Raw genomic sequence first — 24895 nt, forward strand, 5'->3', positions numbered from 1 at the left:
TTTTTGCGCATAATATTATTTTCTAATGCCTAGATCAGCAATTGTTGCTCTATAGCGTTCGATATCGTTTTTCATAAGGTAATCTAAAAGTTTTCTTCTCTTACCTACCAACTTCAAAAGACCTTTTCTAGTAGAGTGATCTTTTTTGTGCGTTTTCAAGTGCTCCGTCAAATGTGTGATTCGGTAAGTGAAGAGCGCTACTTGTGATTCTGGAGAGCCAGTATCTGTTTTCGCTTTCAACCGACCATGATTTGCAAACAACTCTTGTTTCTTTTCTGTTTCTAAATACATGACTAGTAAAATTTTAATAAACTAAGCGGCAAAGTTAGACAAATATACCCCAATAACCTACCGTCTTTTCAAAGTAAATTTGGCCATCAGCTCTTGCCTATTACCCCAAACACGCATCGCTCTCTCTATGATCACGTTGTAGAAATCGGTATCAAATAGTTTAGCATCTTTCCACGCCTGTATCAAAAAGAACACGCCAAAGGGCAACAGTACTGCGTCAGCCATCCATGCAGCATATAACCCATCGACTATACCTCCCTTGGCCCACTTGTCGCTGGCACTCGTGAACACATAGAAAATGATAAAAAATACCACCCCGACGATGACAGGCATCCCCAGCCCTCCTCGCTTGATAATCGCACCAAGTGGAGCACCTATCAAAAACATAACAATACAGGCAAACGACTGAGCATACTTCTTATATCGCTCCACAGTATGAGAGTCTATCGCTCGTTTGAAATAAGTCGTTCGGTTGATTGAACTATTGATAGAGGATTTGATCCCTCTAGCTATACTCAACGCCTTGGTTGCTACTTGCTTATTTTTCGTGACGGGCAAGAAAAAAGTATCTACACGAGCCTTGACTGTATCCAATTCGGCCATAGTCAGCATTAGCGAATCATTCTTGAGTTTCTTTTCTTTTTTGTTCTCCAAAAAACTCATAACACTACTGATACTCTGTTCTTTGTTCATCTCCCGTTCTTGAACAACACTACCTCCAGCCGCCACAGAAGGCCGTGCAACATATTTCTTTGGTGCTTTTTTCCCTTTGAGAGAGTCTAACTCTGTCGTATCTAAGGCTACTCTACCAATAGTAGAGTCTACATTTGGCGCCTCCGACACCTCAGGCAACTCGGCTACTTTGGACAAACTATCCCGCTCAGTCCGCAAACGCGACAGAGAATCTTTTTTGTACTGCATGGCTACCAACTCCTCTGATGGTGGTATATACCCGCCCATAATCAACCGATAACTTGTCGCTACGGAGCTGTATAGCTTAAAATGCACTTCTGACTGATCAATCTTCATCGAGTCTATACTCTGCCCCAGCTCCTTAACACTCTTCATATATCTATTCCCCGAAAATAAATCCATGTCCGTTCTGTCCAAGTCAAAGGAAGACAAACTGAATACAATATCCATCCGGTCAAATTTGGTTCGAACCAACTGAGGAATATCTGACTGGCGGGACGATTTGGTTTCCTCCTCGACATAGTGGTTGCCCCGGTAGAGTTCCATCATTAGGTACCGATCGTTGATGAAAGTGTACATCCGGCAAGAGTCCGCCAAAATCACTTTCTTGTTTCCATTCGAATTGGTATGATCATAAATCACCACGTCAGACATGGCGATTCCGTCTTTGTGCTTCTCACGAATCTTGATACTGTAATCTGGGATACCCGCATAGAACTGACCTTCTTTTAGATCAAGAGCCGGCTTTTGCTGCTTAATATCATAGAGCAAACTATAAGCGCGCAAATTAGCATGTGGCACGAGGTAGTTGTTGAGGAAAAATGCTCCAATAGAAATAAAAATGACCAAAATAAATGTTGGAAGCAGTACTCTCGGTAAAGAAATTCCTGCACTCTTTATTGCAGTGAGTTCAAAGTGTTCACCGAGCTTACCATAGGTCATTAATGAAGAAATCAATATCGCCAGTGGCAGTGCCATCGGCACCATATTGATACTGAAATACATCATTAGCTCTCCAAAAACCCCAAAACCTAAATCCTTTCCTATGAAGTCATCAAAGTACTTGAGCATATATTGGATTAGCAGTATAAATACAGCGACCAAAAACGTCAGGATAAAAGGTCCAATAAAGGATTGTAATATGAGCTTGTCCAGCTTTTTCATGTACAGAGACTTATTGCGTCAAAGAAATCAAACTAGTAGCCCGTCTAAAGGTTGTCCGTTTGGCAAAATCCATCACAAAAAAGATTAGAATAATCAAAAAGAGCAGTGCGATTAGCAAAAATATTTTCTTTGAACGATTCATTCAGTTTCCAAATGGTCTACGCTGCAAAGCTCACATTAAATCCTTGAAATCAAAACATCCCGCTGGCATTTGCATTCACCAGTAACTCTCCCACCCTTCCCTCAATTGTATTTTTCTTTTAAAACCTTGGGGTATAACTAGATGAAAGCAATGCTTTCAATCAATAATAGTTCAAAATTCAAATAGCTGATTATATTTGAGACTGTTATTAGCCTAATTCGAGAAAAATTAACTTTTGTATCTGAATGACTGCCATTTCTTTAAATAAGAAACTAGACACGTTATTAAAAAAATCATTTGAGCAACGCGTCAGTGATTTGCCTGGAGCTATTCAGATAGCGCACAAAGTCATCAATAGATGTGCGCTCAACTACGACGACTATCACCAAGCGTTTGCCAATTGCTACCTAGGATACTACTACATGATCCTAAGCGACAACCTACAAAGTGATATCTACACACAAAAGGCCCTTAAGTATTTTGAGAAAAACCATATCGACGGAGGCATGGCGATGTGCTACTATACCCTCGGTAGCACACTATACAAGACGGACAACTACCATAAAGCACTCAAATACCTATTAGAAAGCTATGAATTGTTCAAGAAAGAAGAAGACCTATTTGGACAATCCAGATCTCTGCGAGCCATCGCCTCGATCTATGAATTATTCAACGATTACACCAAGGCTGAAGAGACCTACCTAAAGTGTATTGAAATCTCTAAACTCAACAAGGATGACAATGGCATGTCAAATGCCTACAATCCACTGTCGGGGATTTATCTCAAAAGAGGTGATATTGGTTTAGCAGAAAAAACGATCCTTAAAAGCATCCGTCTTAAAAAGAAAACAAAGGACAAGCGAGGACTGGCATTTGCCTACTACGGAGAAGGAAAAGTCGCTCTAGCTAAAAATGAATATGAACGTACGGAAACATTGCTCCTACAAAGCAAGGAGATTCATATTGAGATAGGCGATCAGCTAGGGCAGATGATGACGCTCAACAAGTTGGGTATATTGTACTTTCGTCTCGGCAACAATGAACAAGCCAAATCTATACTGCAAGAAAGCTTGCAAATCGGAAAATCTCACAAACACTACCTCCTACTATACAAAGCATACAATGTCCTCTATCAGATCGCTAAATCTGAAGGAAAACCTGAAGATGCACTCTCCTATTTGGAATCCTACACCGAGTTCAAAAATTTAGTTGAGAGCAAAGAGACCCAAAATGTAATCAGCAGCATCAAGTCACTATCCGAAATGGAACTCCTTGAAAAAGAAGCTGGTTGGCAAAAAGCTATCAATGAAAATATAGAAAAGAAGAATCAGGAACTAGACACCTTTGTTTATAAGGTAGCACATGACCTGAGGGGACCTATTTCTTCGCTGATGGGGCTATTTACTATCGTAGAGCATGACATCAAAGACCCCAAACCACTGGAGTACTTTGAAATCTACAATAAAGAAATCAATCGCCTCAATAACATCGTACTGGACTTTATCAATGTCACACAGATCAAGGAAAAAAGACTGGAAAAGATTAGAATCAATTTCGAAGCAATCCTAGCAGATGTAATTGATTCGTATCGCTACATGGAGAACTTCTCCGAGTTAGATGTTCAAATCAAAATCGATGAAAACTTAGATATGTACTCTGATGTAAGTACAATCACAACCATCATCCAAAACCTGATAGAAAATGCCATCAAGTACTCCAAACCACAAGAAAGCGGTCGAGTCAATATCAAAATCTATGGCAGAAAGCGTGACATGGTCATCCAGGTACATGACACAGGAATAGGAATCGAAGAAAGAAATCAAGCCAAAATATTCGATATGTTCTTCCGAGCCAATAACGAAACCAAAGGCACTGGTCTCGGACTCTACCTTTTGAAATCAGCCGTAGAAAAACTAGGTGGTAAAATATCCTTTGAAAGCTTCCTTAATATCGGCACTACTTTCAAAGTCATTATCCCCTACTGATAACCTTTGTATTGCTTTTTCTTACCCCTCCTGTTGTATTGATACCACACGCCCGTTTCCTTTCCTGATTGGTAGTTTCCCTCAAAACTAAGATTACCCTCCCCATCATAAAACTGCCAAAACCCGCCTTCCTTGCCTTGATTATAATAACCCGTCTGTAGCAAAGACCCATCGTCTTCATAGACTTCCCAGTAGCCATGCGGGAGGCCCAAATGATACATACCGCTACTTTTGAGGGTAGCATTCTCATGATAGGTCAACCACTCTCCCTCGTACAACCCTGATTCAAACCGCCCCTTTCTTCTGAGTTGTCCATTATCATAATAGTAATAGCCACTATCTACTGGGACGTCTAGTTCATACCTCTCTTGACTTAACATTTCACCCGACGGGTAATAGAGGATCACCTCTCCATCTAGCATTCCGTCTTTGTAATTTTCCACAGCATTTAATTGTCCATCGGGATAGTAAAAACGCCACTCCCCTTGCTTTTTCTGATCATTCCAATCCCCTTGAGACTTCAATTGATTATTAGAATAATAAACCTTTTGCATCTGAGCCGTTCCCTCCTCAGTTACCAAAAAACACACGCCTAACACAATCAACCAAACACTCCTACTCCATATATTTTGTATCATATCAATCACTAGTTGTCCAAAGAAGAAATTCCACTATTCATCCACAAAAAAGCGTAAGAACTCCACCAAATAAAACATGCCAGTACTTTATTACTTTACAAAAATGCGTTAAAATTGGAGCTAGGAAAATTCATAACTAACAATGATCAACATAAGACACATACTGAACATTTCTGCAGTAGGCGCTATCGCTATATTAGCTACTGCCTGTGGAGGTGAAAAGAAAAAATCACAAGGAGAGCTAGACGCACAAGCTGAGGTTTTCGAAAAAGCAGAGCACGAACTCATCGAAGAGATCGACAAAGTAGTGCACGATATGCCCCCTCCATCTGAAGTGCCTTATTTACTCATGGCAACAGGTGCAGATTTCAACGGAGACATCATCAACTCTACTGACAATGCCTCTAAATACTTTAACTCCGCTGACAAAGCGGCAATGAACCTAGGTGCTTATGCAACAGACATTGGGTACCTTTCTTCTTATGATCAGGTTCAGGATGCATTGACCTACATGGAAACTAGCCAAAAACTAGCAGATCAAATTGGTATTTCTTCAGCGTTCGAATTGGACCTAATGGAAAGATTTGAAAAAAATCTTGGCAACAAGGATTCACTAGCGAACCTCATCAACTACTCTATGGAAGTCGCTGAGAAAAAACTAGAAGAAACCGATAGATTGCAAATGGTTGCTTTGGTATTGTCTGGTAGCTACATCGAAGGCCTATACCTTTCTGTGATGGTGCTAGACACTTATCCTGAAGACCTACTACCTGCAGCACAAAGAGATTTGATCCTAGAGCCCATCGTAAGAGTGATTATAGATCAAAAGAAATCTTTGGATGATATCATTCACTTGCTCAAAGACCTAGAAAGTGACCCGATCATTGCAGATGTAATCGCTGAGTTTGACATCTTAAAGGAACTTTATAAAGAAGACGTAGGTGATATCGATCAAAGAATTGCAGATCAAGATCCTACCTTAAAGCTTGACAAAGCACTACTTATAGACATCATTACAGAAGTAAAAAGAATTAGAGGTGACATGGTGAAATAAGCCACATCATTTTCGTCCTAAAAAAGCATTGGATTCTTATTCAATGCTTTTTTTATATGCAGATCATAATAACTTATCTTTAGCCTTAATATCCTACACCAATACTACGCCTAGATTATGAGTGAACAACTACTAAGAGCCATCATCCACCTATTAGCTATAGTAGCAAAAGAAGACGATGTAACGGCTGATGAGCGAAAAGCCATCGAAGACTTTCTATTAGAAAATCTCAACCAGAAAGATAGCCTTCGCTTTTTGAGATTATTCGATGAAATGACTACTAACATGGCCAATGGTCGAAATGTATCATTCAGTGAAGAGAAAGAAATAAGCATCCTTGCCAAGCAGGTTAATCAGGAGTTCACCCAGCAACAAAAGATCGTAGTAGTACTCAAAGTAATCGAGCTAATCGTAGCAGATGGAGAAGTCTCAGAAAGAGAGACAATCCTGCTCAATCAAATCGGTATAGCCTTTCATTTTACACATGAAGAAATCGACGAAATCAAATCTTACGTGATGAGTCGTGAACGTGCAGACCTAGATCGTGACAACATCCTACTCATCGACCATGAAACCAAAGACGATCTCACGCATGCCAAGCACCTCTACAGAGAGAACCTGAGCGCCCCCATAGCATTCTATAGGATACCAAAATTAGACATCTATTTTGCCAAGGCACTAGGAGACGACCCTTTGACCAACAATGGTGTCCCTATCCGAACCAACAAAACCATAGTATTCTCAGCAGGCAGCTCTATTAGAGGCACGAAAATCACTCCAATTTTCTACAGTGACATCATCTCACACTACCGAAAGGAAACCAACGAGACAAAAATCTCCTTCGTTGCTGAAAAAGTAGAATTCGAATTCCCCAATGGACACAAGGGACTAAGAGGCATAGACATAGCCGAATCATCAGGCAAGCTCATCGGGCTCATGGGAGGCAGTGGTGCAGGAAAATCCACCCTACTCAATGTCCTCAATGGCAATGACGCCCCCTCTTCTGGCTCTGTCCGTATCAACGGAATTGATATCCATCGAGAACACGAAAAAATAGAAGGAATCATCGGTTATGTCCCACAGGATGACCTACTCATCGAGGAACTCACCGTCTATGACAATCTACACTACGCTGCACAACTATGCTTCAAGGATAGAAGCTCAGAAGAACTAAATGAACTCGTAGAAGGGACACTATCCTCTCTCGGCCTCTTGGCTACTCGCAACCTCAAAGTAGGCTCTGTCCTAGAAAAAACCATCAGTGGCGGACAGCGCAAAAGACTCAACATTGGACTAGAACTCCTTCGTGAACCTTCGGTCATGTTCGTAGATGAACCTACTTCTGGCCTATCATCACGAGACTCAGAAAACATCATGGATCTGCTCAAAGAGCTTTCCCTCCGTGGAAAAATGATCTTCGTCGTGATCCACCAGCCCTCATCGGATATCTTCAAGATGTTTGACAAACTGGTCATTCTGGATGTCGGCGGTTATCAAATCTACTATGGCAATCCTGTAGAGGGAGTCATCTATTTCAAGAAGATCGTAAAACTCATGGACAAAGATGATGGGTCCTGCGTGGAGTGTGGTAATGTCAACTCCGAGCAGATTTTCAACATCATCGAAACCAAAGTCGTCGATGAATACGGTCAGCTCACGGACACCCGAAAACTAAGTCCAAAGGACTGGAACATGCTCTTCAACGTAAAGATCAAAGTACCAAAGGCAGAAGAAGCTACAGAAAAGCCAGAAAAAACACTCAATATCCCGAACAAGATCAAGCAGCTGATGATCTTCTCCAAACGAGATCTAGCCGCTAAATTGAGCAACAAACAATATCTGATTATCAACCTTTTAGAAGCACCTATACTTGCGCTTCTATTGGCATTCATCATTCGGTATTCTGCCAAAGGCCAAGATTACTCCTTTGCGCAGAATCCAAACATTCCTGCGTTCTTTTTCATGTCCATCATCGTGGCACTGTTCATGGGACTAACCGTCAGTGCTGAGGAGATATTCAAGGACAGAAAAATTCTGAAACGAGAATCCTTCCTCAACCTCAGTCGTAGCAGTTACCTAGTTTCTAAGATGTCCATACTCTTTGTACTATCCGCTGTGCAGACTTTGATGTTTGTCATTATAGGTGACTGGGTATTAGAGATACAAAGCATGTCCATCTCATTTTGGCTAGTATTATTCTCCATTTCATGCTTTGCCAACATACTAGGACTCAATATATCGTCTGCCTTCAACTCTGCCGTCACGATCTATATTTTAATCCCCTTATTATTGATTCCTCAGTTGATTCTGAGTGGTGTGGTAGTCAACTTCGACAAACTCAACCCTCTACTGAGCAATGACAACAAAGTACCGATCATCGGAGAAATGATGGCTTCTAAATGGGGCTATGAAGCACTCGTAGTGAGCCAGTTCAAAGACAATGCTTTCAAAAAACACTTTTTCGAATACGATCAAACTATTGCCAATTCAGAATTTAAGAGTGTATATTTCTACCCTGCCATCGAAAATGCTGTGGACTATGCACTGAAAAACCACAAAACTGAAGACAAAGCCATACAGAACAAAGTCAGTCAACAACTAGCTCTCGCTCAAAAAGAGCTTTCTCAAGAAATGAAAGCCTTTAACGTCCCTGATGGAAAATTCAAAGCCATTGATGGTTTGACCATAGACAGGTTTGATCAAGACGTATATGACGAAACGATACACTTCATCAAAATCATGAAAAAAGTGCATAACCAACGTATGAAAACAGCGTCACAAGAGAGAGATGGACTGTCTCAATCCATGTCCGATACGCCAGAGAAAGCCAAAGCTTTGATCAAACTGCGTAGCGAAAATGAAAATGAGTCTATCAGTTTCTTTCTCAAAAACACCACGACTAAAAATAGACTCTTGGTCACTGACGATGCACTCATCCAAAAGATCTACCCTATCTATAAACGTCCTTCCGCCAATGGGCCATTGGATTTCAGATCTCACTTTTACGCACCAGAAAAGCACTTTATGGGACAGTACTACGACACATTACCTTTCAATGTAATTATCATCTGGATTATGTCACATATTCTCTTTTTGACGCTATATTTCGATGTATTGAAGAAAATCGTCAACAGTTTCGGTAGATAAGCCCGTATGCTTTTTGTCTTATCCAAAATCGTGTACTGGCTCATCATGCCCTTGAGTATTAGCATGATACTCTTGCTTAGCTCATGGTGCGTTAGGAATACAAAAACGAAAAAGAGACTGTTCCTGTTAGGGATAGTCTCTTTACTATTCTTCTCTAATCCACTCCTCTCCAAATGGATGATCAATCTCTGGGAACCCACCCCAGTGTTGTACACCGAAATTACGAAGCACTACGACTGGGCTATCGTACTGGCAGGCATCACCGAGCCCAATCGTCCGCCCTATGATCGAGTGCAGTTCAACAAAGGTGCTGACCGTATCGTACATGCGATCCAACTCTACAAACTCGGAAAAGTGAAAAAGATTTTAATATCTGGTGGCTCAGGAGTGGTGGGCTATGATGGCAAAAAGGAAAGTCATGCTCTGGCAGGTTTTGCTCAGATGTGCGGTGTAGATAGTACGGCCATTTTCATCGAGGATCAATCTCGAAACACCCATGAAAACGCACTCTACTCGACCCAACAAATAACTACAAACGAAACCACAATACTCTTCACCTCAGCCTTTCATATCAGACGAGCAAAAGGATGCTTTCAAAAATTAGGTGTCACCGCAGATACCTTCCCTACAGACTATTACGGTGGGGAGATTCATTGGACTCCTGATGCGCTTTTCATCCCAAAAACCGAAAGTATTCAAACTTGGTCTATGCTCATCAAAGAATGGGTTGGATTGGGTTCGTATAAACTACTAGGGTATATCTAGCCTTTCACTGGACAGTTCAACTGAGGGTAGAAATCATTACCCAATGTATCTACTTTGCCCCAAATTAAGTCACTGCAATCTTTCGTACGATGCGAGAAAATAAACCTGGAAAAAAACGCTTGACGTAGATACCCATCACTTCTTTGAATCCTCCTATATAGACCTCTTCTTTTTCAGCTGCAATGGCCTTGGTAGCGATCTCACAAAACTGCTCTACCGACAGACCATTGGCTTGCGCATTATCCAGTTTCTGCTGCTGAGATCCATCACCCATAAGCGCATTATAGGAAATATTGGTGTGCACATACCCAGGGCAGAGCAATGTAACTTTAACATTATTTTGATGTTGTTCTGCTCGTAGTGCATCATAGAATCCATGGAGGGCGTGTTTAGAAGCAGAATACCCAGACCGGAACGGCGTGCTAATGATCCCGACAGCACTAGTCACGACGACATGCATCCCTGACTGGCGCTCGACCATCTTAGGCAAGACAGCTCTGGATAGGTGTATCGCACCAAAGTAGTTGACCTCCATGATCTGGCGCTGTACCTCCATCGATGTATTGAGTACCGTATCACGCTGACTAATCCCGCCACTCTGAATCATGATATCAATGTAGCCAATCTGTTCTTCTACTTCTGCAACGCACTGATCAATCCTTTCTGGTTGGGCCAGATCTAACGGAGCTATGACGAACTTCGCCTTTTTATCTTTGTTGGCCTCCCGCACACGGATCAACTCTTCTTCTCTCCGTGCTGACAACACCAAAGTACAATCTACATCACTCAAAAAATGAGTTAATCCTTCACCTAAGCCGCTAGATGCTCCTACGATCCAGATATGTTTTCCTTCAAAGTATTTCATGTGATCCAGTTATTATAGTGCTTAATCAGCCTCTTTCGTAGGTTACAAAATCAAAAGCGTATTTGTGTCGCTCATCTGCCGCATGATGTGTTCGAGATTGCTCCACCCAGTCATTAGTCAATTCAGGAAAGAACACCTCTCCCCCTTCGATATGTGCATCTATCTCCGTCAGATATATCCTATCGGCCAGTGGTTGCCCCAATTCATAAATCTGCCCGCCTCCGATGATGAACAACTCTTCTTCGCCTGCCTTTCGGGCATACTCCACAGCAGCCTCTATACTATCAAATCGCTCACAACCTGGTGCACTGTATTCATCTTGTCGGGTCACGACGAGATTGGTACGGTCTGGCAATGGACGAAATTTTGGAGGCAAAGACTCATAATTTTTTCGTCCCATGATGACACAATGATGCTTAGTCGTCTCCATAAAATATTTCATATCATCTGGTAGATGCCAAGGTAAATCATTGTTGATGCCAATCACTCGGTTGCTCGACATGGCTGCTATCATCGAAATCTTCATACTATTCGAATTTATATCCTCGGAGTAAATCTGCAGTTTCCATTCGCTTCTTACCCTCCATTTGCAATTCCACTATATCCAAAAATCCATCTTGTGTTTTGACGCTTAAATACTTCTTACCATCCGTTATGTACGCCCCAACCTCTACATCTCCATGCTCACGCTCTTCTGCATGAACCGTTTTATAGATCTTAAACACTTTATCATTCCACATCGTCCAGGCAGCTGGATATGGAGAGAGCCCTCTAATAAAATTGCGTACTGATTCCGCTGATTGACTCCAGTTGATCTGACACGTTTCCTTATGAATTTTGGGAGCTGATTTCAACTCAGAAGAGTCCTCTTGCGGTTTAGTAACTACCGTATCTGCATCGATTTTCTTCACCGTATCCAAAACCAACTGAGCACCGTTGTTCATCAGTCTACCATAGACATCTCCTACATTATCATCAGTATGTATCGGTTCATGAATTTGATCGATGATATGACCTGTATCGATTTCATGCTGTAAAAAAAAAGTGGTAGCACCCGTCTCGGTCTCTCCGTTCATAATCGCCCAGTTGATTGGCGCTGCACCTCTATATTGTGGCAAAAGAGATGCATGGAGATTAAAGGTTCCTCCAGCCGGCATATTCCACACGATCTCTGGCAGCATACGAAAGGCTACCACGATCTGTAGATCTGCCTGTAGCGCCTGTAGCTCTGTGATGAATTCTGTAGATTTCAGATTGGTAGGTTGAAGCACATTCAAGCCTACGCTCACCGCATAATCCTTGATAGGAGTGCCTTGAAGCTTCTTACCACGTCCCTTAGGCTTATCAGGTGCTGTAACTACTCCGACGACATCCCAGCCATTCTCCACCAATATTTGCAAACTAGGCACCGCAAACTCTGGTGTACCCATAAAAATTATCTTCATATCTATTCGGAGGATTATCTGTGTCTTTTCACTCGACTCCCTAAACTAATCTTAGGGTTGGCGATGAACTGAATAATAACCTTTGACCAGGACTTATGTGTAAACAAATGGTCATAAAAATCAGGTGCAGTTTTCTTTAGTTCAGGTAGTCGTGTCCCTGGTACATTAGGAAAATCATGGTGTTCGTTGTGATAGCCTACATTCAGAGCAAGTACATTGAGCGGCCCATAATAAGAATAAGTCTCCTGTCCTTCCTTAAACACATAGTGCTCTGCAATGAAGTGTCCTGCCAATGGATGCAAACTACCCGCTAAAAACACGCTCAAAAGCAAATACAAAACAGCTCCTGTACCTACAAAATACCAATAGATAGCTAATGCAGACAGTTGAAATACGATATTAATCTTGTGCCACTTCTCATACTTGATAGGATAGACAAACATGGGTCTCAATGCGTAAAACAAGATTTGGTTAGTAGCCCAAAGCAGCTTACCAAGAAAGCCTTGGAATATGCGACGCTCTCCATCAGTAGGTAGGTCAGTATCGTGTTTCACATCACCTTGCTCCCAGTGGTGCTTGAGGTGATAGGTCCGAAAAGACATAGCATATGGGAACAAAATTGGAATATTCGCCACCAGTGCCAACCAGTTGTTCGACACGCGGTTCTTAAATGCCAAATCATGACTAATCTCATGGATAGCCAAAAACAAGGTATGACTCACAGAAGCTCCAAAAATGTAAGCCAAAGGTATATACCAATACCAAGCCAGTTCAGCGATAAATGGCGCAGTAGCCAATTGAAACACAACCAGAGCCAAAGTCTTAAATTTCAACCCCTTATCAATACCAAACAAGTCTCGTACCTGAGGGTATTTAGCCAGTATATCCTTCCGTCTATTAAAATGCGGTTCACGCTCGTCAGACCAATAAAAACCGTTTTTCTTTTCCACAGTATTTCCCGTTTTATTCAGCCGCAAAGATAGGTTGTAAATGGCAGCTTACGAAAAGGGGTAAGGCAATTATTGCCTAGGGGACAGGATCATAGCCACTACCTCCCCATGGGTGACATTTCCCTATTCTTTTCAATCCCAATCTCACCCCTCGCCAAACTCCATGTTTCATAATGGCCTCTTTCATATACTGCGAGCATGTCGGCGAATAGCGACATGAAGATGGAAACATCGGAGAAATACTGTATTGATAAATCAGGATTGGAAATATGGCAATTTTCTTTAAAAACTTCTTCATAGGCTGATCATGGTAACAATGAAATCAAAAAACTAATTCCCATAAACTGGCCACAAAATCTAGTACACGCCTTTTTCGGGGTACTTGCCTTTCACATCCTTATAGAGAGACTTTATGTATGCAATATCCTCCTCCATCTGCCCAGTAGGGGCAAATTCCTCTATGAACTTGACTAGTCTCTTCGAGTAATCAAACCCTACAATAACGATCGGAACTTTAGCTCGGAGTGCTATTCTGTAAAAACCTGTTTTCCATTCTTTTACATGAGATCGTGTCCCCTCTGGAGTAATCGTGAGCACCAGGGAGTCACGAGAATTGAACTTATCTACCACTCCACCAACCACATCGATTTTTTTACTCTTACGATCAACGGGGATACCTCCCGTAAAATCAAAGAACCAAGCCAAAGCTCGGTTCTTAAAAAACTCTTTCTTAATGAGATAGTTAGCTTGAAAGCCACAAATCCTTCTAGAAACTACTCCTATTACAAAGTCCCAGTTACTGGTATGTGGCGCGATAATCAGCACACATTTCTTTAGACCTTCGGATATATTACCTTCTATCCGCCAGCCCAACAACTTGAAAACAAATATAAATAGGACACGAAGCATAATCTAAGAGGCGTATGCACCCATAGCACTAAACTTCTCAATACGCTGATCTATACGATCTTCAACAGAGACTTTATTCAAGTCCTTGATATATTTAAGTATCTCCTTTTTCAATTCCTTGGACGCTCCTTTCATGTCAGTATGCGCACCACCTAAAGGTTCTTTGATGATCCCATCGATCAACTTGTTCCCTATCATATCGTTAGCCGTAAGTTTAAGTGCCTCTGCAGCTTGCTCCTTATACTCCCAGCTTCTCCATAGAATAGACGAACAAGATTCTGGTGAAATCACAGAATACCAAGTATTCTCCATCATCAACACCCTATCTCCAATACCAATACCGATCGCACCTCCTGAAGCACCTTCACCAATGATCACACAGATCACAGGTACTTTCAACATAAACATCTCTTTGATATTTCGCGCAATCGCTTCACCTTGACCTCTCTCTTCAGCTTCTAGCCCTGGATAAGCACCTGGTGTATCTATCAGACAAACGATAGGCTTATTAAACTTTTCGGCCATTCTCATCAAACGTAGGGCCTTTCGGTATCCTTCTGGGTTGGCCATTCCGAAGTTTCGTGTTTGGCGTTGTTTCGTATTACGACCCTTCTGTTGACCGATCATCATGACAGTTTGCCCATCTATAGATGCAAAACCACCCACCATAGCTTTATCGTCCTTTACATTTCGATCTCCGTGAATTTCGATAAACTCATCTGTGATCTCGTAAATATAATCGAGCGTATAAGGTCTCTCTGGATGACGTGAGAGCTGTACCCTCTGCCACCTCGTCAGATTCTGGAAAGTTTCTTTTTTTAATTTTTCGATTTTCTGCTGCAATGATTTTACAGTTTCAGATACGTCCACGTCATTGGTCTGAGCAAGTTGCTTCATATCGTGCAACTTTTCTTCCAGCTCAGCAATAGGTTTTTCGAATTCTAATAGCATAAATCTTATGTGAATTGAACTGCAAACCTAAGAATAAAAATGATTTAGAATAGAAAAAAAAGTAGAGATATCTCAGGTAACTACTATAGCCTACAATCACCTAATAGTACCAAAGAGAATGGCGCCTCCGGAGGTGCTTCCTAAAATTCATCACAAAAGCCAGACTAAGATAAACAATCAAAGGACTGCCAAAGGCCAAAAAAGACGCATATATAAAAAACAAACGAATGCTCGAAGAAGGCAACCTCAGCTTCTCCCCTAGCCTAGCACAAACGCCAAATGCATGTTTCTCAAAATAATCCTGTATTCCTTTCATAGCATCGCAAATTTAAGCGAATTCAACCAATTTAATTGTTTTTATTAATCTTAGGATATATTTATTTTTTCCGTATTATTGCACTTATTTCGAAGATAAGTACAAAAAGTTATATCAATTTTCAAAAAAACAATTTTTCAAATGAGAAAATCGAATATTGTGATAGCCCTTGTTTTAGGCTTGACTGTATTTTCAGCATGTAGTTCATTGAACAACATGGTCAAACTTGCAGAAAACCAACAAGTGGATATAGTTCCCAATCCATTAGAATTACACGGTGATTCAGTAAAGTATGACATGGCGGTAGTATTGCCTGCCAAAATGCTCCCAGAAAAGTATCAGTATAAAATGACTTCATTTTATAAAGCTGGTGAATCAGATGTTGAAGTCGGTACAATGACTTTTGATGCGGCTGACTTCCCAGATAGCAAAACAACTACATCAAGAAAATCAGAATCTTTTGCATTCCTTTATGATCCATCAATGGATCAAGGCAACCTAGAAGTAATAGGTACTGCAGTAGATGAGAAAGGTGAAAACAAGTCAACTCCAAGAGTAGCAGTGGCGCAAGGTCTTATCACAACTTCTACATTGGTAGAGGACGTATACTACACTGCATTCGCAGATCCAGGGTACACAGATGAAGAAGAATTGACTCCTACTAATGTGAGTATCTTTTTCGATAGAGGTAGCTCTGTATTGAAAAGATCAGAAACTAGAAGTTCTAAAGGAAAAGAATTCTCTGCTTTCATCGCGGACAAAAACGTAACCAAAACTGTAACAATCACTGGTACTCACTCACCAGAAGGTTTGGAAACTGTAAACTCTAAATTATCAGAGAACAGAGCCAAAGCGATCGAAGATTTCTACAGAGGTCAAATGAGAAAGTACGACTACAAGGACATGGCTGACTCAATCAAGTTCATCTTGAAGCCAGTTGTAGAAGATTGGACTGAGTTCAAAGACTCTCTAGACGTATACGAAGGCGTAACTGCTGATCAAAAGTCAGAGATTCTAAAGATCGTAAACGGAGCTGGTACTTTCGAAGACAAAGAGAAAGCGCTACAGAAGCTAGATTCATACAGTGCCATCTTCAAAGATATCTATCCAGGTTTAAGAGCTGCTAGAACTGAAGCACTTACTGTGAAAGAGAAAAAATCAAACGCAGAAATCACTGTCATTGCTAAGCAAATTGTAGATCAAGATTCTACTGCAACAGATTCATTGTCTATCAATGAACTATTATTTGCTGCTACATTAACTCCTTCTTTGGAAGAAAAAGAAGCGATTTATCTCGCTGCTACTAAGCAAGAAGGTGTCTGGCAAGCACACAACAACTTGGGTGCAACTTATTTGGCACAAGCAATCGAAGCTGAAGGTGATGCGAAAAACCAAAAAATTGAATTGGCACTAACGCAATTGGAAATCGCAGCAAACAAGAAAAATGCTGCTGAAGTACAAGCAAACATGGCTACTGCTTATGCATTGCAAGGAAACGCTGCTCAAGCATTTGATGCTGCCACAGCTGCCTTGGCTAACAACCCTGGAAACCATAAAGGTGGAATCTACGGTGTAAAAGGAGCTATTGAAGTAAAGAAAGGCGATTATGAGGCTGCTGTTGCTAGCTTAGGATCTGCTGACGAAACTACTGCTGTAGCTTTCGATAAAGGTTTAGCTCTATTGCTTCTAAAAGAATTCGAAAATGCAGAAACTGGTTTCGATAGCGCGATCGAGCTAGATGCGGATTTTGCTAAAGCTCACTACGCTTTAGCTATAACTGCAGCTAGACAAGGTAATGCTGACGATGTATTGTCTAACTTGAAAACTGCTGTTGAGAAAGATCCTTCATTGAAGGAGAAAGCATTAGCAGACCTAGAATTCAGAACTTTCGCTACTCAGGTAACAGAAGCTTTGAACTAAGAAAAAATCACATTTGAAAAGAGACCCTGACTTAGTAAGTCAGGGTTTTTTTTATGTCCTGTCGCATAGAACTAAGTATCTATTTATGTGAAATAGATTGGGATATTGGCAGTCATGACATAATTTAGCAGCTTTAAAATCATAGGACAATACACCCTCCCTTTGGAAGTAATTATTAAATAAGAAAAGAATGAAAGTTTTACAATTTAGAGAAGCCCTCAGAGAAGCGATGAACGAAGAGATGCGTAGAGACGAATCTGTTTATCTCATGGGTGAAGAAGTTGCAGAATACAATGGCGCATATAAAGTAAGCCAAGGCATGCTTGACGAATTCGGCGCAAAAAGAGTAATCGATACGCCTATTGCTGAGCTTGGTTTTGCGGGTGTAGGTGTAGGGTCTGCTATGAACGGTCTACGTCCTATCATTGAATTCATGACTTTCAATTTTTCATTGGTAGCTATCGATCAGGTAATCAACGGAGCTGCTAAAGTGATGTCTATGTCTGGGGGACAATTTACTGTACCTATCGTATTTAGAGGCCCAACAGGTAACGCTGGACAGCTAAGCTCTCAGCACTCTCAAAATTTCGAAAACTGGTATGCTAACGTCCCAGGATTAAAAGTAGTGGTACCTTCTAATCCTGCTGATGCCAAAGGTCTATTGAAAGCTTCTATTAGAGACAATGACCCTACTATATTCATGGAGTCAGAATTGATGTATGGAGACAAAGGTGAGGTACCAGAAGGTGAATACATCATCCCAATCGGCGTAGCTGATGTTGTCAGAAAAGGATCAGATGTAACCATCGTATCTTTCGGTAAATTTATGAAAGTCGCTAATGAGTCCGCTGACGAACTAGCAAAAGAAGGAATCAATGCTGAGGTCATAGACCTAAGAACTGTGAGACCTATCGATTACGCTACAGTCATCGAATCTGTCAAAAAAACAAACAGACTGGTAATCGTAGAAGAAGCATGGCCACTAGCGTCTATCTCTTCTGAAATCAGTCACTACGTACAAAGAGTTGCTTTTGACTATCTAGATGCTCCTATCCATAGAATCACCAACAGAGATGTGCCGCTACCTTATGCGCCTACTTTGATTCAAGAGATTCTACCTAACGTAGAGCGTACCGTCAAAGCAGTCAAAGAAATCATGTACGTGCAGAAGTAATCTACTCCTCACGTAATTTCGATATCAATATTTCTAAAATCCCCGAAGCAGCTTCGGGGATTTTTGTTCCAGGCCCAAAAACACCTGAGACGCCAGCTTCATACAAGAAATCATAGTCCTGAGGTGGAATCACTCCACCAACCACAACCAACACATCTCCTCGACCAACGTCCTTCAAAGCCGCTATTAGCTCAGGAATTAACGTTTTATGTCCGCCAGCCAAACTAGACACTCCTACCATGTGGACATCATTGTCTGCGGCCTGACGAGCTACTTCATACGGTACTTGAAACAATGGCCCTATGTCTACATCAAAGCCTAAATCTGCAAAACTGGTAGCGATAATTTTGGCTCCACGGTCGTGCCCATCTTGCCCCATCTTAGTGACTAAAATACGAGGGTTTCGACCATCCAATTGGCGTACCTCCTCTACAAGGTTCGTTACCTCCTTCATTTCATTCTTTTTCATATACGCTTTCGAATAAACCCCAGACACCGCAGTAGTCTTCGCAGTATATCTACCAAAAACCTCCTCTAACACAGAGGAAATTTCGCCTAAAGTGGCACGTACTCTTGCTGCCACTACACAGCACTCCAACAAGTTGCCAGACTTAATTTCAGCTACTTTTTTGAGCTCAACCAATGCTTGCCTTACCTCTTCACTGCTACGTTCTTCTCGTACTCTCTTCAGTCGCTCTATTTGCTGCGAGCGAACCTGATGGTTATCTACTTCTAATAGATCTATATCGATATCCTCATCAGACTGATAACGGTTCACACCGACAATCACATCTTCTCCGGCATCTATCCTTGCCTGCTTTTGAGTGGCAGAAGCTTCGATTTTCAATTTGGGCAGTCCCAGCTCGATCGCTTTGGCCATCCCTCCCATCTTCTCGATAGATTGAATTTCAGCCCAAGCTTTTCGTGCTAGCTGATCCGTGAGATACTCTACATAATAGGATCCACCATACGGATCAACAACAGACGTAATTTTACTCTCCGTCTGCAAAAACAACTGCGTATCTCGAGCTACTCCTGCTGCATAGGTACTCGGTAGAGCCAATGCCTCATCCATAGAATTCGTATGCAATGATTGAGTATGTCCCATCACTGCCGACATAGCCTCCATACAGGTTCTTACTATATTGTTTCGAGGGTTTTGAGCCGTCAGACTCCATCCTGACGTTTGGCAATGCGCACGCAATGCCATAGACTTAGCGTTCTTAGGGTCAAATGACTTCACTAGTTTAGCCCATAAGAGACGGGCAGCACGCATCTTAGCCACTTCCATGAAGTGATTCATCCCGATACCCCAGAAAAAAGAAATTCTAGGAGCAAAATCATCGATCGCTATCCCCGCCTGTACGCCCGTCCGTAAGTATTCCAAACCATCCGCTAATGTATAAGCCAACTCCAGATCAGCACTAGCCCCCGCTTCGTGCATGTGATAACCACTAATGCTAATCGCGTTGAACTTCGGCATTCGTCGTGAAGCATACTCCATGATATCTCCTACTATTCGCATAGACTCCTTTGGTGGGTAGATATAAGTATTTCGGACCATATACTCCTTTAAGATATCATTCTGAATCGTTCCAGTCAATAGTTCTGGAGCAAACCCTTGCTCCTCCGCAGCGACTATATAAAACGCCATAACTGGCAATACGGCACCATTCATCGTCATGGACACTGACATTTCACCCAAAGGAATTTGATCAAACAGTATCTTCATATCCTCTACAGAATCTATCGCTACACCCGCTTTTCCCACATCTCCAGACACTCTCGGGTGATCTGAGTCATACCCTCTGTGTGTTGCCAAATCAAACGCAACTGACAACCCTGTCTGCCCTGATTTTAAATTCTCCTTGTAAAAGTGGTTCGATTCCTCGGCCGTAGAGAATCCCGCATACTGACGTACCGTCCATGGTCGATTGACATACATGGTACTATAGGGCCCTCGTAGATAGGGAGGTTTCCCCGGACCAAAGCTCAAATGAGTAACTGACTGTATATCAATGGATCGAAACCTCGACTGCAAGGATATTCCTTCGGCAGAACTCCCTCTATCCTCTACCTCTAAAACTCGCTTGGTTTCAATCAGCCTTTCAAATGCTATTGTTGACAGATCAATTCTCTTCATGACTGAGTGATTTGAATGAACCGATCATAATCCCCCTGAAACCAGACTAAACCACCTTTATCCTTAATACGCTGAAAAAACAACCAAGATTTTCGCATCATCTCATGCGTTATCTTCTCTATAAAATAGCTCCCGCTGAGAGGGTCTACCACCATAGAAAGCATGGCTTCTTCACGCAATAAATTGGAAATGTCTCGATAACGAGATATTGACTTATTATTAGATTCCAAAACCACCTCAATATCACTCGCACCACCCAAAACGGCAGACAAAAACACAGAAGTCAAGCGAATCAACTGTTGATCCAAAGCCATCGCTTCTAAACCTGAACCAATAGCTACATAGATTGGAATATTTATACTTGGCTGTCTTTCTTCTCTAACGAGCGAAATCACAGATTGTAACAGCAACGAAACACTCCGCAACTTGACGACCTCTGACAAGAAATGTACAGATAACTGCATCCTAACAAATAACCGAGAACATAGCTCATCCAAAGCTTCCCCTTCAGAAACACTGGTCAGCATTTCGTCCAAATAAAGCAGCACCATCACGACTTCAAAAACAGGATCTTGTTTAGCGCCGTACCCACTAACATCTATCTCCAAATCATAACCAAATGAAGTACCCTCCTTTTGTATTTCAGAATATTTACCACCAAAAACAAAGCCTCCACATTTCTTACTATCAGGTAGGTCTTTCTCAAAACCTACCTTAAAACTGTCAAAAGACAGTTTTTTAAACACCTTCATGCTTTGCGCAGAATATTTCAACAATTGCTCTTCTGTCAAAATCAAGCCCTGGACTCCCAATTGAGCCAATGCTTCAAGTTCTAGCGGTGACATATTTTCATCGTCTCTGATTCGTTCGTGATAGCACCAATCAGCAGACATCCTATTCGTAAACCAACTAGGCTCGGAAGCTATATCTGATTGGTCATAGTAACTAAATACACCTAAATGTGGTATAAGCTGGGGGTGATACAATGCAGTAAAAGTCTCCTCTCCCAAGGTGGCTAAACTAGTATTGATCCAGTCCTCCTTAGTCATAGACGAAAACTCACTGAAGTGATAGTTTTCCATAATCATTCTTTTGGGTTGTTACTAGTAATATAAATTCTTCTTGACAAGAATAAAAACAGAATCAGCTACCCTATGCAAAGCCCAACAATCTTGTTTAGCTTTGCCAAAAGAACTTCAATCAAAAGGTGCAAAAGACCAATTGTACTATTCAAAGAATTTAAAATAAATGATTTCCATTATACAGGATGGAAGAACTATTTAAAAAGTCAACACGTTTTTGATTTTTTAATTCATTTTTTTTTGATCAAATTTGAAATTCTGAAAAGAGAAAAATTGCCTTTTTTAATTATAAACCTCCAATTGCCAAGATTCCAATGCATACACGAATATGGGATAACTGTCTGAAATACATTGGGAATAGAATTCCTGAACAAAGCTTCAAAACTTGGTTTACTCCTATTATTCCGTTAAAATTCTCAGCTCCAGTTTTAACAATACAGGTTCCTTCTCAGTTTTTCTACGAATGGCTAGAGGACAATTATGTACAGTTACTTAAGGAGGCTATTCAATCCGAAATCGGCTCTGAGGGCAAATTAGAATATTCAGTCATTGTAGATAAAGGCAATGCCAAAAACCAGCCCTATACGGTCAATCTAGCTCAAAAGAAGGAGTTTGCTAGATATGGACAAAACGGAGGCTATAACAACCAAGCATCCACCAGTCCCTTTGCTCTGCGTGAAGTTGAAAATGCACAGCAAAGGTCAAATCTAAATTCTGAAAATACATTTGATACATATATAGAAGGTGACTGTAACAGGCTTGCTAGATCAGCAGGACTCGCAGTGGCTTCCAAGCCTGGTATCACTTCGTTCAATCCGCTCATGATATATGGTGGTGTTGGGCTAGGTAAAACACATTTAGCACAAGCTATTGGTAATCGAATCAAAAGAGAACATCCAGAGCAGTTTGTGCTGTATGTGGCTTCTGAAAAATTCGCCAGCCAATTTATCGAGGCACTCAAGAACAATAGCTTACAAGAATTTCAAAATTTCTACTTGAACGTAGATACCTTGATTATCGATGATGTTCAGTTCTTCAAAGACAAGGTGAAAACGCAAGAGATTTTCTTCCATATTTTCAATCACCTACATCAAAACGGTAAGCAGATCATCATGTCTAGTGATCGTCCACCTACGGAATTGAAGGGGTTGCAAGAAAGATTGGTCTCTAGGTTCAAGTGGGGACTGACTGCAGATCTACAGCAGCCCGATTTCGAAACTAGACTCGCAATCATACAGCGCAAGCTACAAGATGATGGGCTAGAGATCGATGACAAAGTACTAGAATACCTTGCCTACAGTGTCGATACGAATATCAGAGAGCTGGAAGGCGTACTGATTTCACTCGTCGCACATGCTTCGCTCACACGATCAGAAATCGATCTAGAGCTCGCCAAGCAGACACTCAAATCGATAGTAAAAAATATCGAGTCTGAAGTAGGTATTGACTACATCCAGAAAACCGTTTCAGAATACTTCAATGTATCCTCAGACGATTTAAAAGCAAAGACTAGAAAAAAAGAAATCGTAATAGCGAGACAGCTAGCCATGTACTTTTCAAAAGACTACACCAACCATTCGCTAAAAAGCATTGGGAGCCATTTTGGAGGTAGAGATCACAGTACGGTGATACACGCGCTACAGTCGGTCAACGACATGCTCGATACAGATGCACGGTTTAGGTCATCCTTCACCGAGCTCAAAAAGAAATTTAAAATGAAGGCTATCTAACGATAGCCTTTTTCTTTGGTAGATTAGAAAAGGTATTCTAGAATATAGAACCTTCAATTTTGGTAGTGAGCCGCTCTAATGCCATCATACCCATGTAAGAGTTACCCTTCTTATTGAGCGGCGGACTCCATACACTAACACAGTACTTTTCTGGCAGCAATGCTACAATAGCACCTCCGACCCCACTTTTACCCGGCAATCCTACCTCAAAAGCAAACTCACCAGACTCATCATAGAATCCGCATGTCATCATCAAAGCATTGACTCGTCTGGCCTGACTCGATGTTAAAAAATAAGCTCCATGACCAAATGGAACACCCGTATCTCCGAAGTTTCTAAAAGCATCCACTAGCTCTACGCAGGTCATCTCTAGCGAGCACTGCAGATAATAAAAATCCAGCACCTCATCCACTTCATTAATTAGGTTCCCCTTATCTTTCATCATGTAGGCAAGAGAGGCATTCATATACCCTACGCTTTTTTCAGACTGTGCCACTTGACGGTTGTAATTGATATCAGGGTTATTACACAACCCTCTGACATAGGCGAGGAATTCTTGCTTAGGATGCTGTAGTTGACTCACCAGTATATCTGCGATCACAATAGCTCCTGCGTTGATAAAAGGATTGCGTGGAATCCCATTTTCATATTCCAACTGAACAATAGAGTTGAAAGGGTTACCAGAGGGTTCTACCCCTACTCTTTTCCAGAGACTTTCCTGCCCTTGTAAACTAATCGCCATCGTCAGTGAAAGCACTTTCGAGATACTTTGTATCGAAAATTTAACATTAGAATCCCCATACATATACCTATCTCCTTCTATCGTCGTGAGACATATCCCAAACCTATTCCTATCCACTTTGGCCAGTTCAGGAATGTAACTAGGCACCTTCCCATGATTGGTCTTTTCTGCTAACTCCTGCGCTATCTCAGCTATCGTCGCACCGTAATCTATCGTCATATAATTCCTTGTCTATAAAAAAACCTCTGACAGAAACTATCAGAGGTTTTCACGATCCAAAATTACGGATTTTCTACTCAATACCTGTGCAGCTCATCGCCCATTCTAAATATTGATCTTGATATTTTTCATAACTCGCAGGAGTTGCCAAAGCATAGAACATGTAGTACACTTCGTTGTAGGCATTTTTAGCCACTACGGCATACATCATTTTCTTTCCAACTTCAGCTTCGTACACTTCCCACCACGCAAAACCATTTTCAGTTTCGCCATTATCTATGGCTATCCAACTTTCCTTAGCGATACCTGATTCTTTAGCTCCAAACTGATAGATTTTAGCTTTCTCAATATTACCTACGTAAGCATAAGCATTGATTTTAGTATCCGACTCCAAATTGTAACCTTCGATCTTAGTAAAGCCATCTTTCTCAGACTGCTTAAACCCGTACCCCTCAGGGATCACCATATCAAACTTGTACTTCTTGGTATCAATATTACTTCCTTGAGCAAATGCTCGTCCTTGTGCGAAAAGCGCAAACAAAGTCACGATTAGGAGGATTCTTTTCATAT

22 protein-coding genes are annotated in these 24895 nt (G+C 41.4%); 7 read left to right on the forward strand and 15 right to left on the reverse strand.

The genetic code is table 11. The features are described from left to right. Positions 1-15: 15 nt before the first annotated feature. On the reverse strand, positions 16-291 hold the full coding sequence (gene rpsO / locus BUB99_RS17825) for a 30S ribosomal protein S15 (protein ID WP_073124821.1): 276 nt from the start codon (positions 289-291) through the stop codon (positions 16-18). A gap of 57 nt (positions 292-348) precedes the next feature. Next, entirely contained in the window at positions 349-2148 is a 1800-nt protein-coding gene (locus BUB99_RS17830; protein ID WP_073124822.1) for an LptF/LptG family permease, read from the reverse strand. A gap of 387 nt (positions 2149-2535) precedes the next feature. Here BUB99_RS17830 and BUB99_RS17835 point away from each other — a divergent pair, with 387 nt between their 5' ends. Further along, entirely contained in the window at positions 2536-4275 is a 1740-nt protein-coding gene (locus BUB99_RS17835; RefSeq protein ID WP_073124824.1) for a tetratricopeptide repeat-containing sensor histidine kinase, read from the forward strand. Here BUB99_RS17835 and BUB99_RS17840 read toward each other — a convergent pair. Then, positions 4269-4913, reverse strand: coding sequence for a toxin-antitoxin system YwqK family antitoxin (locus BUB99_RS17840; protein ID WP_084190647.1), 645 nt, complete (start codon positions 4911-4913; stop codon positions 4269-4271). The genes BUB99_RS17835 and BUB99_RS17840 overlap by 7 nt on opposite strands. A gap of 142 nt (positions 4914-5055) precedes the next feature. Between BUB99_RS17840 and BUB99_RS17845 the strand changes: the two genes are divergently transcribed. From BUB99_RS17845 to BUB99_RS17855, 3 genes are all read left to right on the forward strand, one after another. Next, positions 5056-5967 (forward strand): hypothetical protein, encoded by a 912-nt coding sequence (locus tag BUB99_RS17845; RefSeq protein WP_073124827.1) that lies wholly within the window; start codon positions 5056-5058, stop codon positions 5965-5967. 117 nt (positions 5968-6084) lie between these two features. Then, positions 6085-9114, forward strand: coding sequence for an ATP-binding cassette domain-containing protein (locus tag BUB99_RS17850; RefSeq protein ID WP_073124829.1), 3030 nt, complete (start codon positions 6085-6087; stop codon positions 9112-9114). Positions 9115-9291: 177 nt separating this feature from the next. Further along, entirely contained in the window at positions 9292-9879 is a 588-nt protein-coding gene (locus BUB99_RS17855) for a YdcF family protein (RefSeq protein WP_170863839.1), read from the forward strand. Between the two features lie 64 nt (positions 9880-9943). On the opposite strand, the gene BUB99_RS17860 is transcribed toward BUB99_RS17855, so the two are convergent. From BUB99_RS17860 to BUB99_RS20770, 8 genes are all read right to left on the reverse strand, one after another. Continuing rightward, entirely contained in the window at positions 9944-10744 is an 801-nt protein-coding gene (locus BUB99_RS17860) for an SDR family oxidoreductase (protein ID WP_073124833.1), read from the reverse strand. A 25-nt stretch (positions 10745-10769) separates the two neighbouring features. Beyond that, positions 10770-11270, reverse strand: a complete 501-nt coding sequence (locus BUB99_RS17865; protein WP_073124834.1) for a dihydrofolate reductase — start codon at positions 11268-11270, stop codon at positions 10770-10772. 1 nt (position 11271) lies between these two features. Then, positions 11272-12189 (reverse strand): methionyl-tRNA formyltransferase, encoded by a 918-nt coding sequence (fmt, locus tag BUB99_RS17870; protein WP_073124836.1) that lies wholly within the window; start codon positions 12187-12189, stop codon positions 11272-11274. A 14-nt stretch (positions 12190-12203) separates the two neighbouring features. Continuing rightward, positions 12204-13139 (reverse strand): fatty acid desaturase, encoded by a 936-nt coding sequence (locus BUB99_RS17875; RefSeq protein WP_073124838.1) that lies wholly within the window; start codon positions 13137-13139, stop codon positions 12204-12206. A 76-nt stretch (positions 13140-13215) separates the two neighbouring features. Then, positions 13216-13437 carry a membrane protein insertion efficiency factor YidD gene (gene yidD, locus BUB99_RS17880; RefSeq protein ID WP_073124839.1) on the reverse strand — a complete coding sequence of 74 codons (222 nt, stop codon included), beginning with the start codon at positions 13435-13437 and terminating at the stop codon, positions 13216-13218. Between the two features lie 59 nt (positions 13438-13496). Beyond that, on the reverse strand, positions 13497-14048 hold the full coding sequence (locus BUB99_RS17885) for a 1-acyl-sn-glycerol-3-phosphate acyltransferase (protein WP_073124841.1): 552 nt from the start codon (positions 14046-14048) through the stop codon (positions 13497-13499). Between the two features lie 3 nt (positions 14049-14051). Next, the gene (locus BUB99_RS17890) at positions 14052-14999 is read right to left on the reverse strand and encodes an acetyl-CoA carboxylase carboxyltransferase subunit alpha (RefSeq protein WP_073124843.1); all 948 of its coding nucleotides are present in this window, start codon (positions 14997-14999) and stop codon (positions 14052-14054) included. 100 nt (positions 15000-15099) lie between these two features. Continuing rightward, positions 15100-15315 carry a PspC domain-containing protein gene (locus tag BUB99_RS20770; RefSeq protein ID WP_073124845.1) on the reverse strand — a complete coding sequence of 72 codons (216 nt, stop codon included), beginning with the start codon at positions 15313-15315 and terminating at the stop codon, positions 15100-15102. 141 nt (positions 15316-15456) lie between these two features. Here BUB99_RS20770 and BUB99_RS17900 point away from each other — a divergent pair, with 141 nt between their 5' ends. Further along, on the forward strand, positions 15457-17235 hold the full coding sequence (locus BUB99_RS17900) for a TPR end-of-group domain-containing protein (protein WP_073124847.1): 1779 nt from the start codon (positions 15457-15459) through the stop codon (positions 17233-17235). 190 nt (positions 17236-17425) lie between these two features. Continuing rightward, complete coding sequence (locus tag BUB99_RS17905) at positions 17426-18409, forward strand: pyruvate dehydrogenase complex E1 component subunit beta (RefSeq protein WP_073124849.1); 984 nt, start codon at positions 17426-17428, stop codon at positions 18407-18409. Position 18410: 1 nt separating this feature from the next. On the opposite strand, the gene scpA is transcribed toward BUB99_RS17905, so the two are convergent. Next, positions 18411-20552 (reverse strand): methylmalonyl-CoA mutase, encoded by a 2142-nt coding sequence (gene scpA, locus BUB99_RS17910; protein WP_073124851.1) that lies wholly within the window; start codon positions 20550-20552, stop codon positions 18411-18413. Continuing rightward, positions 20549-21634 (reverse strand): methylmalonyl-CoA mutase family protein, encoded by a 1086-nt coding sequence (locus BUB99_RS17915; protein ID WP_170863840.1) that lies wholly within the window; start codon positions 21632-21634, stop codon positions 20549-20551. The genes scpA and BUB99_RS17915 overlap by 4 nt, the downstream gene beginning before the upstream one ends. Positions 21635-21948: 314 nt before the next feature. Here BUB99_RS17915 and dnaA point away from each other — a divergent pair, with 314 nt between their 5' ends. Continuing rightward, positions 21949-23364: a chromosomal replication initiator protein DnaA gene (dnaA, locus tag BUB99_RS17920; RefSeq protein WP_073124854.1), complete on the forward strand. Its 1416-nt coding sequence runs from the start codon at positions 21949-21951 to the stop codon at positions 23362-23364. 37 nt (positions 23365-23401) lie between these two features. Here dnaA and BUB99_RS17925 read toward each other — a convergent pair whose 3' ends face one another. After that, positions 23402-24325, reverse strand: a complete 924-nt coding sequence (locus BUB99_RS17925; protein WP_119844229.1) for a glutaminase — start codon at positions 24323-24325, stop codon at positions 23402-23404. Between the two features lie 73 nt (positions 24326-24398). Then, positions 24399-24893 (reverse strand): hypothetical protein, encoded by a 495-nt coding sequence (locus BUB99_RS17930; protein ID WP_073124856.1) that lies wholly within the window; start codon positions 24891-24893, stop codon positions 24399-24401. Between the last annotated feature and the right edge of the window lie 2 nt (positions 24894-24895).

Origin of the sequence: Reichenbachiella agariperforans, from assembly GCF_900142205.1 — a bacterium.
Taxonomy (GTDB): domain Bacteria; phylum Bacteroidota; class Bacteroidia; order Cytophagales; family Cyclobacteriaceae; genus Reichenbachiella; species Reichenbachiella agariperforans.